The sequence below is a fragment of the Escherichia sp. E2586 genome, assembly GCF_005781105.1.
Lineage (GTDB): Bacteria > Pseudomonadota > Gammaproteobacteria > Enterobacterales > Enterobacteriaceae > Escherichia.
The window spans coordinates 24,398-37,847 of sequence record NZ_VATN01000006.1; the positions used below are offsets into that span (position 1 = coordinate 24,398).

Sequence of the window (13,450 nt, forward strand, 5' to 3'; positions counted from 1 at the left end):
TTATCCCCGAATATCATTTATAAATTGACGTAACACGTTCTCTTTATCGAGCGTGCGTTCGGCATATTCACGTGCCACCGTGTTGTGTTTGGGCAGCAGGAGCGCCTGACGAATCCCCTCCACCAGCGCCTCGACCGATTCCGGTTCTACGCAAACCGCGATCCCCGGAAAGGTTTCGCAAAGCTGCCCCAGTTCTGTGTGGGCTTCTGCGGTAATCACCGCGTTACCGCCTACCGCCAGAATATTGGTCAGTTTCGACGGCAATACGGCATCTGCCGCGCCGCGTTTTTGCACCACCAGATGGCAATCGCCCATCTTCAGCAGTGCGGGTAAAGCGTCATACGATTGCAGCGGGAAGAATTGCATGTTGTGCAGTCCACGCTGCTGCGCCATTTTTTCCAGCCGCGCTTTGCCGCCGCCCTGCCCGACAATGGCAAAAATCAGCGGTTCATCACGCAGGCGTTCGGCAGCTTCAATAACGTTTTCCAGCCCCTGCTTTTCACCAATATTGCCGGAGTAAAGAATGATTTTTTTGTTATCCGGCAGGCCAAGCTGGTTACGAAGGGCATCAACATCGGCCTCTGCGACATGCTGAAAACGGGCGATTTCCGACCAGTTGGGGAAGAAGATGACGTTTTCCGCCGCCACGCCTTTTTCGATGGCTTTATTCATCATCGAGCGCGAAATCGTGGAAACGTTATCGACGTTATGCAGTCCGCTACGCTCAAACGCTGTTGCCAGCTGTGCCACTTTGCCGCCTTTGCCTTTTCCGGCAAGGCCCAGCCCCAGCATGGCGTCCACTTCGTAATCCTGAATATGCAGCACGGTACGCGCACCAGAGAGTTTCGCCAGCAGGCGCATTCCCGGCGTGCAAAACAGCGTTGGCACCACGCCAATAATGCGATCCGGCTTCCAGCGACGTTGCGCCATCAGCGGAAAGAAACTGCTGACGGCAAAACTGCCGAGATGCAACAGGCGTTTCAGGGTGCTCGGCTGTTTTGGCACGTACAGCGGGCAGCGCCACACCGTGGCGGCCCCCTCTTCTCGTTTGTACCACCAGGCGGAATAGTTCTCGCCCACCTGCCACTGCGGGTAGTAAGGCGGTGCGGTAATAACCCGCACCTCATGACCTTGTGCTGTCAGCCATTCCACCATCTCGCCGGTGTATTTGCCGATACCGGTTAACTCCGGCGAGTAGTTAATGCCGTAGACCAGTATTTTCATAAGCCGGATACTCCGGCACGCTTCTCAGCGAGAAAATAGGCGCGGCTGTTAGCGTGAACTTCGTCACTGGCGAGCAGCGCGTCCGGCGTCAGCCAGCGGTAATCGTCATGCTGCTCATCCGGCAGTAACAGCTCTTCTTCCGCGACTCTGATGCGAAAACCGAGCACCACATAGTGAGTGGTAAAATCCGTGCCGGAGAAGTTATCGTCATAAAAGTGCTGCCAGACACCGTAAAACTGGCCTGCTGTTATCGGCAGACGCAGCCCCAGTTCCGCCATCGTCAGCCGCTCAAATGCGGCTTCCAGCGTTTCGTCTTTCTGCACGCGCCCTCCCGGCACAAACCAGTAACCCTGCGCCGGGCGGTTGGTTCTTTTGCCAAGCAGAAACTCGCCGCGACTGTTCTCGACAATAAAGTCGAGAGAGACAAGCGGTGTGGAGCGCACTACCGTGGCAAAGTCCTCCTGACGTAAAAACATCATTACCCCCGAAAGCGGTCTTGATTCTCAAGGAACCACTGGTAAGTGCTGGCAAGCCCCGCTTCCAGTGAGATTTCGTGATACCAGCCAAGCTGATGCAGGCGCGTCACATCCAGCAGTTTGCGCGGCGTACCATCCGGTTTACTGGCATCAAAAACCACCCGACCTTTGTAACCCACCACTTTGGCGATGGTTTGCGCCAGCTCGCGGATGGTGCAGTCAACGCCCGTACCGACGTTAATGTGTGACAGCATCGGCTGGGTGTTTTCCAGCCAGACTTCGTGCGCCAGGTCCATCACATGAATGCTTGCCGCTGCCATATCATCGACGTGCAGAAATTCGCGCATCGGCGTACCGCTGCCCCACACCACCACGTCCGGTGCATTCTGTGCCGTCGCCTCGTGGAAGCGACGCAGCAATGCAGGGATCACGTGCGAATTACTTAGATGGAAGTTGTCGTGCGGGCCATACAGGTTGGTCGGCATGACCGAGCGGTAATCGCGCCTATACTGGCGGTTGTAAGATTCGCACAGTTTGATCCCAGCGATTTTGGCAATGGCATAAGGCTCGTTGGTCGGCTCCAGCGAACCCTGCAATAACTCGCTTTCTGCCATCGGCTGTTTTGCCAGTTTCGGGTAGATACAGGACGATCCGAGAAACAGCAGTTTGTTCACGTCGTTCTGATGCGCGGCGTGAATGATGTTGCTCTCAATCATCATGTTCTGGTAGATGAAATCCGCCGGATACGTGTTGTTGGCAACAATGCCGCCCACTTTCGCCGCCGCCAGATAAACCTGGTCAATGCGTTCGCTGGCAAAGAAATCATGCACCATGCGGCTGTCCAGCAGGTTCAGCTCGTCGCGGGTGCGTAATACCAGCTCCACATCACCGCGCTGTTCGAGCTGACGCTTGATGGCGGAACCGACCATCCCGCGATGACCAGCGATAAAAATACGTTGTTTACTCATGCTTATGACTCCAGCGCGATCGCCACGTCGTAGCCGTGAGATTTCAGCAGAGAGTGTTTTTTCGCCGCTTCGAGGTCATTAGCCACCATTTCAGACACCATCTCTCTGAGGGTGATTTCAGGTTTCCAGCCCAGTTTTTCGTGCGCTTTGGTCGGGTCGCCGAGCAGCGTTTCAACTTCAGCCGGACGGAAGTAGCGCGGGTCAACGGCGATAATTACATCACCCGGTTTAACGCCCGGCGCGTCATGCCCGGTGACGGAAACCACAATGCCCTTTTCTTCAACGCCCGTGCCTTCAAAGCGCAGTTTGATGCCCAGCTGTGCTGCCGCCATTTCTACGAACTGACGCACGGAGTACTGAACGCCGGTAGCAATAACGAAATCTTCCGGTTGTTCCTGTTGCAGCATCATCCACTGCATTTTTACGTAGTCTTTAGCATGGCCCCAGTCACGCAGGGAATCCATATTGCCGAGGTACAGGCACGACTCCAGCCCCTGGGCGATGTTGGCGATTGCGCGGGTGATTTTGCGGGTAACGAAGGTTTCGCCGCGGCGCGGGGATTCATGGTTGAAGAGAATACCGTTGCAGGCGTACATACCGTAGGATTCGCGGTAGTTAACGGTGATCCAGTAGGCATACAGTTTGGCGACCGCATACGGAGATCGCGGGTAGAACGGCGTGGTTTCTTTCTGCGGAATTTCCTGCACCAGACCGTACAGTTCAGAGGTGGAAGCCTGATAAAAACGGGTTTTCTTTTCCAGACCGAGGAAGCGGATCGCCTCCAGCAGGCGCAGCGTACCCATCGCATCAACGTCTGCGGTATATTCCGGTGACTCAAAAGAAACCGCAACGTGGCTCATTGCGCCCAGGTTGTACACTTCATCCGGCTGCACTTCACGCAAAATGCGCGTCAGGTTGGAGGTATCACTCAGGTCGCCATAATGCAGATGGAATTTCGGGTTGCAGGTGTGCGGATCCTGATAAATGTGATCCACGCGCTCGGTGTTGAATGACGATGCACGACGCTTAATACCATGCACCTCGTAACCTTTTTCCAGCAGAAGCTCTGCCAGGTAAGAACCGTCTTGTCCGGTTACACCGGTGATGAGAGCGACTTTTGACATGTCTTATTCCTCTGTATTTTTTGAATTTATTCAGTTTCAACGCGTTCGCGTATCACCACTGCGGGATTCCCCCGGCAAACCACATTTGCCGGAAGCGATTTAAAAACACTGCTTCGCGCACCCACGACGGTGCCGTCGCCAATCGTGACGCCAGGGGCAACAAAAACATCTGTCGCCAGCCAGCATTTCTCGCCAATCACAATAGGCGTGGCGTTAATGGTGAAATGTTGACTTGCATGGTCGTGGCTCCCGGTGCACAAATAACTTTTTTGCGATATCACCGAATGTGCGCCAATGGTTATTTCACCGAGGGTATATAAATTGACGTCATCGCCGACCCACGCGTAATCACCTAAGGTTAATTTCCACGGATAGGTAATTTTTACTGACGGACGAATAACTACGTTTTTTCCTATTTTTGCGCCGAATAAACGTAATAAAAATGCCCGCCAGCGATACAATACTTGTGGCGACCAGGCAAATATTGTTGCCTGTACTGCCCACCACAATTGCACTTTAATAGCGTTGCCGCCCCGGAACCCTTTCGGCATCGAGAAACCGCTTAAATCTTGCATTGTTTTCCCTTATATTCAGCTTTTGTTATATAAGGCTTTCGTCTTTGAGGTAGTGCGCTGGCGTAAATGCCAGGATAATTCTGCCCAGAAGCCAGGCACATGTAATATTTGTCGTTGGACTTTTTTTGCATCGGCACACAATTCCATATTATTGGTGGTAGATACCCCACCCATGGAAAATTCAGACACCAGGCCATTGAGTTTTTTAAATGCATAACCAGCTTTATACATTTTGGCCGCCAGCGCGTAATCGGAAGAAACTTTATATTCCAGGTCATAACGCCATTTTTTCAAGCCGGATACCGGGAAAAATATCGCCTGATGGCTGGCGGGCAGGCTGTGATAAATATACCAACCCGGTTTGGCGCTACGTTTAATTTTATGCCCGTCGCCAAAATCCAGCAGCGCATCGCCGGTGATCATCACGTTATCTTTTTGCATTTTTAACTTACGGACAAAATGTGCGGCATCCTGATGGAAAATATCGCCCGAGTTGAGAAACAACGCGAACTTGCCTTGCGCCATTTCTATACCTTTGTTCATAGCGTCATAGATACCGTTATCTGACTCGCTGACAAAGCGTAGGTTATAGATACCATTGAGATTTTGCAGATACTCACGGGTACCGTCGTTGGAACCGCCATCGACAACAATCCATTCGAAGCTGATATCGTCCGCCTGCGCCAGATGCGCCAGCGAGGCATGTGTTTTGACTATCCCTTCGAGGTTACGAAACGCGACAGTGATTATGCTAAGCAACATGTTTTACCTCGTTATCCCCGTCATACTTCAAGCTGCATGTGCGTTGGTTTTCCTCGCTCACCCCTGTCACGTACTCGTGTACGCTCCTGGGGATTCGCTGTGTCACCAACTTCCTGCAACTCGAATTATTTAGGGTGTATATTTAACGCTTTTCGCAAAATAAACGGACAGACGATTAAAAATGCATATTCCGGGCTAAATATCGATCCGGTAAAAAACAGCGATACCGGAGTAAAAAGATAGAGCTGCACACGAAAATTGCGATTATCACCAAAAGCGTTGATCATCATTTTTATTACTTTCCCCATGTACCACAGCGATAAAAACACTGCGAACCAGGAAAAATAAATAATCAGCAGATACAAACCATTGTCTATGGTTTTTCCAACATCCGCACCGTTAAATATTCCGAATGATGCGACATATTCATAAAGTGAGCCAAATCTGACTACACCGTCAATATGGGTCAAAGAATAACCGACCATCACCAGCGGACCGACAATACGATAATATGATGACGATCCTTCTGTGCCCAAATCTCCCAGACGGGTGGAAATATAAGGAAACGCGATTACCACACCAACCAGGAATACAGCCAGAGAAATCAATGCTAACGGTAACTTTTTCTTAATCGCCTCTTTATTCAGATATTGAAATGCCCACTCCAGCAAATAAAACAGGATAAAGGTCATAACCCCTGAAAACGATCCAGATAATATTATTCCTGCGAGAATCATAGCATCTGTTTTAGGCGTTTTGATACCAAACTGTTTGATACTGAGCCAAATTGAGATTAATGCCAGAGCGAAAAATGCCGGTTCGAAATAAAGTGCTGTCGTGCGCTTGCCGCCGAATTTAATGAAATTCAGTACATAGCTGTTGCTGTAAATCAGATATTTAGAAATCGACTCCATAATACTGCTGCCGCCGGTGAGGATAATTTGCGCCATCTCCACCGCCGCCAGCGCCACCACCAGCCCGACCACCAGATAAAAAAAGCGTAATATCTTGCGATGGTTGTGTGGTGAAATTGTTTTAAAACGAATACTCCACACCATGCCAATAATGATCACAATATAGACAAACAGCATGGTTGAAGTGACGTATTTACTGGCATCCAACGACTGACCAAACAGGTAGTTAAACGCCGTGAGTCCCGCACCAATCCCCAAGGCCATCATCAATTTTTTAACGCTGATGCGCTCTAAAAACAGCAGTAACAAGACAGGTAAAAAAGTGACGATGGTGATGGGGAAACTTTCGCCAAGCTGGGCGATTTTGACGTTAACCAGCAGGTAAATCAGCGGCAGCAGCAGGTAGCTACAGATTCTGATAGACGTTGACATACTCCTCCAGCATCTGTTGTCCACTGTAGGCAGCGCGGCTGCGTTGGCTGAACCCGGCCAGCGTGGTACAAAATATCGCCTGCGCGATTTCCGGTTTGCTTAACTGCACCAGTTGCAGCACGTCTTCTTCGCTAACGGTTTTACCGCCGGATTTTTGCAGCACTTCCCGCGCCGCGTCGCTATGGGTAGCGATTACAGGCACACCAATCGAAAGCGCCTCACACAAAATCAGCGGGTAGTTATCGACGCGAGAACTGAACACCAGCGCATCTATCTGATTGAGCGCGCTCATTAACTTGCGCTTGTCAGTTTCAAAGCCGTGATTAACCACGTTACCAGCGGTGAACGGCGAGAACTTACCGAAGGTATGCAGTTCGATTTTGTTGCCCAGCGCCATCATCTCGCGCACCAGTCGCTGGTTAGTTTTGCCGTCGTAACGCAGGTCATGCGCCACCACCGCGATTTTCGGCTTGCCCTGAGTTTCGCGCACCGGAGGCAAGTCCGCCAGAATCGCCTCGGTTGCCATATCAATGCCATTATTGATAATCCGGCAACGCCCTGGACCGTACAGGCTATTGAAAGCATCAGCCACATGCTGGCTGGGGGAAATAAACTGACAGCCCAGTGCCAGCATCTCACGGAATAACTGGCGTTTGCCCGCCACCAGCTGGTGAGCGCGATCAATCTTCACCGGCGGATAATTATTTAAGGTCGGGCATTTCTGGCAGCCCGTTTTCCAGCCTTCACAACCATCAGTAAAGGCGCAGCGCCCGGTAACACTCCAGTGGTCGTGCAGCGTCCAGACCAGAGTGACATCCGGTTTATGGTTTTTCACCTTTTCGCAAAAGCGCACCACGCTGTTAAGATTCAACCAGTAGCTATGCAGCACATGGAAATGCAGGACCACCGGTCCCGGGGTGCGAGTAATGGTGCGATATAACTCCTTGAAATTGCCAAACAGATCGCGATTAAACAGACGAAACAGGGCAATGTTCGCCATCGCGGTCATCCGCGGCGTATGTTTGATTACCTGCGGATAGTTTTGATGACTGACGCTCTCTTTGCCGCCTTTGCCGTAGCCGTAGACAAAATGTGATGCCAGCCCCTGTTGCAGCGCACGCTGGTGGAGATCTAACGCCACACCTGCCGCCCCGCCTTCCGCCAGTCGCACATTAAATTGCAGAATATTCATTTAATTACCTTCACTTGCGCTTTTTCTCCCACCACCAGCGCGTTGTCCGGGACAGAGTCGAGCACCACGCTGCCCGCGCCCACGGTGACGTTGTTACCAATCGTGATATCACCAAGAATAATGACGTTGGCACCGAGTTCGACGCCGTTGCCAATGTGGGGACATGCCATGTTATCGGCACCCCGATTGCCGATAGTGACACCGTGGCGAATGGTGAAATCATCCCCCGCTACCACGTTTTTATTGATCACTACGGCGTAACCGTGATGGATAGTGAAACGGCGGCCAATGGTTGCGGCAGCCTGGATTTCATAACCGAAAAAGCATTCGGTGATAATGCGATACAGCACCAGCAACGGGACCGCCCACAGATTGTTGAGGACGTTCTTTTTGCGCCACACCGAACAAAAATGAGCGACGCGATAGGCAAGAACCATGCAGCACGGGCGTAAACTCCAGCTGTTGGCGCGCAGATCTTCCAGCATCCTTAACGCCCCCGAATACCATCAGCCAGACGTTTGCCGTTCCGCACCGACAGCAGCGTCAGCAAAGTGCGCCAGGTCATGCGTTTATTGCGGATCTGGTAGAGGGTAAACAGCTGATATTTTTTGCTGGCACGGTCAAATTTGTCTTTGTGCTTGCGGTAAAAGTGGAAGTATCCGGAGAATTTTTTCGGTGACGAGGTGATCTGCATTTCGCCGTGATTGATATGCAGGATCTGCGTCGCCTCTTCCACTTTCCACGGTTCGCCGTACTCCACCACCATCCGCAGGAAGATGTCGTAATCCTGTGCCGCTTTCAGTTCGGTATCGAACAAACACTCTTTGAAACGCCATGCCCAAGTAAAAACCTGATTGCCAATGATATTGCGTTTGTAAAACAGGCGGCGTGAATACGGCGATTTGGGATACAGCGGTAAGCTTGCCGGTTGGGAATAGACTTCGCCCTGGCAAACGTAGTCGTTAGCGTACAAAAAGGCGTGAGTGACCAGTTGCTGTTTATGGGCGAGGAAGACGCTCAGGCGGTTGGGTGTCCATTCATCATCATCATCGATCCCGGTGATGTATTCCCCTTGCGCCAGCATAATCGCCTGGTTACGTACCGCGCACGCCCCGCTGTTAATGTCGTTGTGGATGTAAGTGATACGCGGATCGTTGAGGGCAGTGACGTACTGTTGCAGCTGTTCCCAGGAGGTGGAGCAATCATCCACGATGATCATCTCCCAGTTGTTGTAGTCCTGGCGCAGGACCGATTTTATCGCCCGAATCGCCAGTTGTTGGCGGTTCCAGGTCGGCATATAGATTGAGATCAGCGGATTGTCTTTCATAGTTTGTTCTCCCGGCTTATGAGCTGGTTTGCTTGCCGGATGCGGCGTGAACGCCTTATCCGGCCTACGGGGCGGTGCGAATGCAGGTGTCGTTATTTCGCGTCCGACTTATATTCGTATTCGTAATAGCCATAATCCTGATACGCGCTGGCGCGGCGGAAGATGGAGTTCAGAATCACCCCTTTCACCGGAATACCGTTTTGCTCAAAGCGGCTCAGACTGGTTTCCACTTCTTTCAAGGTGTTGACCGCATAACGCGCCACCATCAACGTGGTTCCGACATGACGCCCGACAATTGCCGCATCGGTCACTGCCAGAATCGGCGGCGTATCAATCAACACCAGGTCGTAGTTTTTACTCGCCCAGTTCACCAGTTCGGCAAAGCGTTCGCTCATCAACAGTTCAGAAGGATTTGGCGGCACCTGACCGCGCGGGATCAGGTCAAATTTGGCAATCGAAGTGGGTTTGGCGCTGGCGGAAATATCGCCCTGACCAATCAGAATTTCCGACAGGCCATTGACGTTATTAGTGCCCAACAGCTCGTGGGTGTAGCCTTTGCGCATATCGCAGTCGATCAACAACACCCGTTTATTGGTCTGGCTGATCACCGCCGCCAGATTGGCGCAGACAAAGGTTTTACCGATTGACGGGCTAACCCCGGTCATCATCAACACATTGTTCTGCGCCTGCATCATCGCGAAGTGCAAACTGGTACGCAGACTGCGGATGGCTTCAATCGCCAGATCGGTTGGATTCCCCACCGCCAGTAGCTGGCTCTGTTTATAGCGTTTAATCCCTTTGATGGTTTTGACGCTATCGCGCGCTTTTTGCCATTCCGACAGCGGGATGCTGGCATAGACGCTGATACCGTGCTCTTCCAGCACCTGCGGGCTTTCGATACCGCGATTAAACAACGAGCGCAGCAGTACACCCACGATAGAGAGCATCAGGCCAAGGATAATCGCGCCGAGGATAATCAGCCCTTTCTTCGGTTTCAGCACGCCAGGCTGGGTGATTGCCGGGTCAACAATGCGCACATCGCCGACGGTGCTGGCTTCGGTGATTTTCAGCTCCTGCTCTTTATTCAGCAGTTGCATATAGACCTGCTGACCAGACTCGACATCGCGGGTCAGACGGACAATTTCCTGCTGGGTTTTCGGCATCGCCGTTACGCGACCGTTAAGTTTGGCCTTTTCATCTTCCAGCGCCTGACGTTTCTCCAGCAGCGTACGATACGCCGGGTGAACTTTGGTGAACAGCTTAGAAATTTCCGCCTCTTTAAAGGTCAGTTCGTTCAGCTGCGCATCGATGTTCACCATCGAATCGAGCACCGCTTTTGCTTCCAGCGACAGATCAACAGAATCTTTATCCTGACGGAAGGCATTCAGTTTGTTTTCGGCGACATCGAGACGGCTACGTACTTCCGGCAATTGTTGCGCGAGGAAGGCGAGACTTTTCGACGCTTCCGCCGATTTGCGCTCAATATTTTGTTCCTGATAATTACGGGCGATGCTGTTAAGAATGTCGCGGATCTGTTCGCGATCTTCACCGGTATAAGTCAGGCTCAAAACGCCTGCGTCTTTGCCGTTCTCCGTTACCGTCAGGCTGTTTTGCAGTTGGTTGATCATCCCCAGCGTGGAGTATTTGGTGACGGTAAACTCACTGCCCGGGCTGGCGTGAATAGCTTCAACCATCAGCGTGACGCCTTCTTTTTTCAGCATCTGGCCCGCTTGCCCACGGGCGCTAAAGCCGCCGTCGCTGCTCAAGGTGTAGTTTTTGTTGTCCAGCACATTAAGCGAAAACACCTGATCCGCCATCTCTTTCGGGCGGTTAAAGGTGGTGACTTTCACCGTCTCGTTCTGACGACCCATCAGGCGATCCCAGCCCGCACCGAAAATCGGGAACGTGTTTTTGCTCACCGCAATATCGAGGTCGAGATCGTCCACCGTTTTACCAAGCACCAGACGCGAACGAATCAACTGGATCTCAGCGTCCGATGCTGGCGGTTTGTTGGCTAATGCCGATCCGATATCCTGCACCAGCGAATTGCCACCGCTTTGCTCGATTTGTACCAGTGCGTCGGCGCTATAAATCGGCGTAGCGAAGAAGGTGTAAACCACAGCACAGAGGGCGAATACGGCGGTGATGCCAATCACCCACCAGCGCGCTTCAATGACGGTGCCGACCAGGCGACCGATATCGATTTCATCACTGCCCGTTACCGGAGCGGCATGTTGTTTTACTTTTTCTGTCATTCTTATACCTGCTCTGCGTTCAATGCCTGCGCCCACTGGCGGGCAGACCGTTCAAGTAATGTGTACACCGCTGCAAACGTTTCCCGACTTTTGCGATACGGATCGGGAATTTCACATTCGTTATCCCAGTGACCAAACAGCATCACTTTGCCGCGCATCTCAGGTGCCATGTCACATAAGCGTTCGATATGGCGCTTTTCCATGGTCAAAATCAGGTCATAGTTGCGACACAGGCGGCGGCTGATTTGTCGTGCACAGTGGCCTTCCAGAGACAGTTGATGTTCTGCGGCAACGCTGATAGCGATAGGATCAGCGCCCTTACCGACCAGCGCGCCGAGTCCAGCGGACTCCACTTTCAGCTCCGGATGATAACGTTGCAGTAAGCGTTCCGCCGTCGGGGAACGGCAAATATTGCCGACACAGACAACTAATATGTTGTTAAACATGACGATTACCAGTTATGAATGTCGCTGGCTGTATCCGTCATGTAACGGACACCGCTAATAGTTGGCAGCAACTGATTGATCAGACGGTTCCAGCGGGAAACCGGAGCAGTGGTGACATACACCACGTCATAAGGTTGCAGGCGGAATTCTGTCGCCATCACCAGCGACGTGGCATCGGACATATCCAGCTGGTAGATATTGGCAATCTTGCCGTTACGCCCCCCCTCGCCTTTCAGCGGACGAATGACAAAGATGCCGCTGGCGTTGGAGGTGGTCATGTCGATGCCTTCAGCATTGCCCAGGGCTTCAGTCAGGGTCATGCCGCTAAAGTCCATTTTCAGGGTGCTCTGTTTCTTCACTTCACCCATCACAAATACTTTCAGATCATCATTACGCGGCACGTAGAGAATATCGCCGGGGTAAAGCAATCGGTTCTGATTGAGGTCGCCGTTTTGCATCAGCGCCTGCAAAGAAATGCGTTCTTCACGACCATTGTGTGTTAGCACCACGTTGCGCCAGTCAGCGGTGTCGGTCAGGCCACCTGCGGCGTTGATGGCATCGAGAATGGTCAGTGGTACGTTGGTGATCGCCTGTTGACCGGATTTATTCACCTGACCGGAGATATACGCTTTTTGCGAGCGGAAGGCGGCGATATTAACGTCCACCTGCGGGTCAGCGATGTACGTCGCTAAGCGCCCGGTAATATCACTGCGGATTTCAGCGAGCGTTTTCCCCACGACGTGAACCTTGCCGATATACGGGTAGAACATGGTTCCGTCAGGCTGTACCCAGTTGCCGGTGTCGCTGGAGCTACGATACTGACCGGCTGGCGTGGTGAGTTCCGGGTGATCCCAGACGGTGACATTAAGAACATCGCCCGGCCCGACGCGATACTGGTAATTCGCGATCTCACTTTCCAGCGTCATATTGGGGCGCGCTACATTCGGGCGTGGGCGTAATTGATCAATCAGGCGCGGGGTCAACGGATAAACATTCACCATTTTGTCGAGATCGAAATCAGCGTCCTGCTGTTTGATGACGTCTTTCCCCATCGTCGACATATTGCTGCCCGGAAGTACTGTGCAACCGCTTATCAAGGTTACTGACACCAATAATGGCATCAATTTCATTTTGGATTTCATCATTGTTTATTTATCACTTTGGCAGAGTAATTATCCTGTGCACTATTAATAGCAATGTCGCCATGCACATTTACCTTGCAGTTAATTGAATAAAAATTTAACTGGCATCAGTCCTAAAAAAATTGATTTCATCCGCAGGCTATTGACAGAATAATTCAGACTGGTCTTTCAGGCATCCAGACACGCTACCGCCCCTGGCTTTTTAGCTACCAATACACTGATTTAGTTTAGATTTTCTAACTCTTTCATCATGCAGCCGTTTATGAAAAAGCGTTATTGCGTGAATTAATTTTCCAGATATAAGGCGGCATTATGGTATTTGAATATTGGCGTTCCAATAATGCAGGAGGAAGTGTTACAGCTAACGGAATAGCAGGCAAGGTAACAATTCGGCAATTGGCTATTTTTAAGAATTATATTAAGTGTCATTCAATATGGTTTTTAGGAGTTTCTTTAGGTTGACAATAATTAATATAGCGTCTTCACATGCGATATTTCTTAAATAATATTTTATTATTACCACTTTTAATTCAGGGATAATGCGATGTTATAGCCCTCAAATAATGTGAGATAAATAGTGCCGCAACATTGCATTTTTGCCCTGATTTATCCA

13 protein-coding genes are annotated in these 13,450 nt (G+C 51.3%); all 13 read right to left on the bottom strand.

Annotated features, from left to right (window positions below; genetic code table 11):
* Nucleotides 1-1,224 carry a colanic acid biosynthesis fucosyltransferase WcaI gene (gene wcaI, locus FEK50_RS05350; protein WP_131161407.1) on the bottom strand — a complete coding sequence of 408 codons (1,224 nt, stop codon included), beginning with the start codon at nucleotides 1,222-1,224 and terminating at the stop codon, nucleotides 1-3.
* Entirely contained in the window at nucleotides 1,221-1,700 is a 480-nt protein-coding gene (gene gmm / locus FEK50_RS05355; protein ID WP_131161445.1) for a GDP-mannose mannosyl hydrolase, read from the bottom strand. Before gmm ends, wcaI begins: the two co-directional genes overlap by 4 nt.
* A gap of 2 nt (nucleotides 1,701-1,702) precedes the next feature.
* On the bottom strand, nucleotides 1,703-2,668 hold the full coding sequence (fcl, locus tag FEK50_RS05360; protein WP_131161408.1) for a GDP-L-fucose synthase: 966 nt from the start codon (nucleotides 2,666-2,668) through the stop codon (nucleotides 1,703-1,705).
* 2 nt (nucleotides 2,669-2,670) lie between these two features.
* Complete coding sequence (gene gmd / locus FEK50_RS05365; protein WP_000048207.1) at nucleotides 2,671-3,792, bottom strand: GDP-mannose 4,6-dehydratase; 1,122 nt, start codon at nucleotides 3,790-3,792, stop codon at nucleotides 2,671-2,673.
* 26 nt (nucleotides 3,793-3,818) lie between these two features.
* On the bottom strand, nucleotides 3,819-4,367 hold the full coding sequence (wcaF, locus tag FEK50_RS05370; protein WP_131161409.1) for a colanic acid biosynthesis acetyltransferase WcaF: 549 nt from the start codon (nucleotides 4,365-4,367) through the stop codon (nucleotides 3,819-3,821).
* A gap of 15 nt (nucleotides 4,368-4,382) precedes the next feature.
* Nucleotides 4,383-5,129, bottom strand: coding sequence for a colanic acid biosynthesis glycosyltransferase WcaE (gene wcaE, locus FEK50_RS05375; protein WP_130260007.1), 747 nt, complete (start codon nucleotides 5,127-5,129; stop codon nucleotides 4,383-4,385).
* 125 nt (nucleotides 5,130-5,254) lie between these two features.
* The gene (gene wcaD, locus FEK50_RS05380; protein ID WP_131161410.1) at nucleotides 5,255-6,475 is read right to left on the bottom strand and encodes a colanic acid polymerase WcaD; all 1,221 of its coding nucleotides are present in this window, start codon (nucleotides 6,473-6,475) and stop codon (nucleotides 5,255-5,257) included.
* Complete coding sequence (wcaC, locus tag FEK50_RS05385; RefSeq protein ID WP_131161411.1) at nucleotides 6,450-7,667, bottom strand: colanic acid biosynthesis glycosyltransferase WcaC; 1,218 nt, start codon at nucleotides 7,665-7,667, stop codon at nucleotides 6,450-6,452. The genes wcaD and wcaC overlap by 26 nt, the downstream gene beginning before the upstream one ends.
* A complete protein-coding gene (wcaB, locus tag FEK50_RS05390; protein ID WP_131161412.1) occupies nucleotides 7,664-8,152 on the bottom strand; it encodes a colanic acid biosynthesis acetyltransferase WcaB in 489 nt (162 codons plus the stop codon). Before wcaB ends, wcaC begins: the two co-directional genes overlap by 4 nt.
* Nucleotides 8,153-8,154: 2 nt before the next feature.
* A complete protein-coding gene (wcaA, locus tag FEK50_RS05395) occupies nucleotides 8,155-8,994 on the bottom strand; it encodes a colanic acid biosynthesis glycosyltransferase WcaA (protein WP_000654487.1) in 840 nt (279 codons plus the stop codon).
* A 92-nt stretch (nucleotides 8,995-9,086) separates the two neighbouring features.
* Nucleotides 9,087-11,249, bottom strand: coding sequence for a tyrosine-protein kinase Wzc (wzc, locus tag FEK50_RS05400; protein ID WP_131161413.1), 2,163 nt, complete (start codon nucleotides 11,247-11,249; stop codon nucleotides 9,087-9,089).
* A gap of 2 nt (nucleotides 11,250-11,251) precedes the next feature.
* Nucleotides 11,252-11,695, bottom strand: coding sequence for a low molecular weight protein-tyrosine-phosphatase Wzb (wzb, locus tag FEK50_RS05405; RefSeq protein WP_131161414.1), 444 nt, complete (start codon nucleotides 11,693-11,695; stop codon nucleotides 11,252-11,254).
* Nucleotides 11,696-11,700: 5 nt separating this feature from the next.
* A complete protein-coding gene (wza, locus tag FEK50_RS05410; protein WP_000978094.1) occupies nucleotides 11,701-12,840 on the bottom strand; it encodes a polysaccharide export protein Wza in 1,140 nt (379 codons plus the stop codon).
* Nucleotides 12,841-13,450: the final 610 nt, after the last annotated feature.

Excerpts from the sequence above, each read along its gene's own strand:
- wzc (WP_131161413.1), bottom strand. The coding sequence starts at position 11,249 with ATGACAGAAAAAGTAAAACAACATGCCGCTCCGGTAACGGGCAGTGAT.
- wzb (WP_131161414.1), bottom strand. The coding sequence starts at position 11,695 with ATGTTTAACAACATATTAGTTGTCTGTGTCGGCAATATTTGCCGTTCC.
- wcaE (WP_130260007.1), bottom strand. The coding sequence starts at position 5,129 with ATGTTGCTTAGCATAATCACTGTCGCGTTTCGTAACCTCGAAGGGATA.
- wcaF (WP_131161409.1), bottom strand. The coding sequence starts at position 4,367 with ATGCAAGATTTAAGCGGTTTCTCGATGCCGAAAGGGTTCCGGGGCGGC.
- wcaC (WP_131161411.1), bottom strand. The coding sequence starts at position 7,667 with ATGAATATTCTGCAATTTAATGTGCGACTGGCGGAAGGCGGGGCGGCA.
- wcaB (WP_131161412.1), bottom strand. The coding sequence starts at position 8,152 with ATGCTGGAAGATCTGCGCGCCAACAGCTGGAGTTTACGCCCGTGCTGC.
- wcaA (WP_000654487.1), bottom strand. The coding sequence starts at position 8,994 with ATGAAAGACAATCCGCTGATCTCAATCTATATGCCGACCTGGAACCGC.
- gmm (WP_131161445.1), bottom strand. The coding sequence starts at position 1,700 with ATGTTTTTACGTCAGGAGGACTTTGCCACGGTAGTGCGCTCCACACCG.
- wcaI (WP_131161407.1), bottom strand. The coding sequence starts at position 1,224 with ATGAAAATACTGGTCTACGGCATTAACTACTCGCCGGAGTTAACCGGT.
- wza (WP_000978094.1), bottom strand. The coding sequence starts at position 12,840 with ATGATGAAATCCAAAATGAAATTGATGCCATTATTGGTGTCAGTAACC.
- fcl (WP_131161408.1), bottom strand. The coding sequence starts at position 2,668 with ATGAGTAAACAACGTATTTTTATCGCTGGTCATCGCGGGATGGTCGGT.
- gmd (WP_000048207.1), bottom strand. The coding sequence starts at position 3,792 with ATGTCAAAAGTCGCTCTCATCACCGGTGTAACCGGACAAGACGGTTCT.
- wcaD (WP_131161410.1), bottom strand. The coding sequence starts at position 6,475 with ATGTCAACGTCTATCAGAATCTGTAGCTACCTGCTGCTGCCGCTGATT.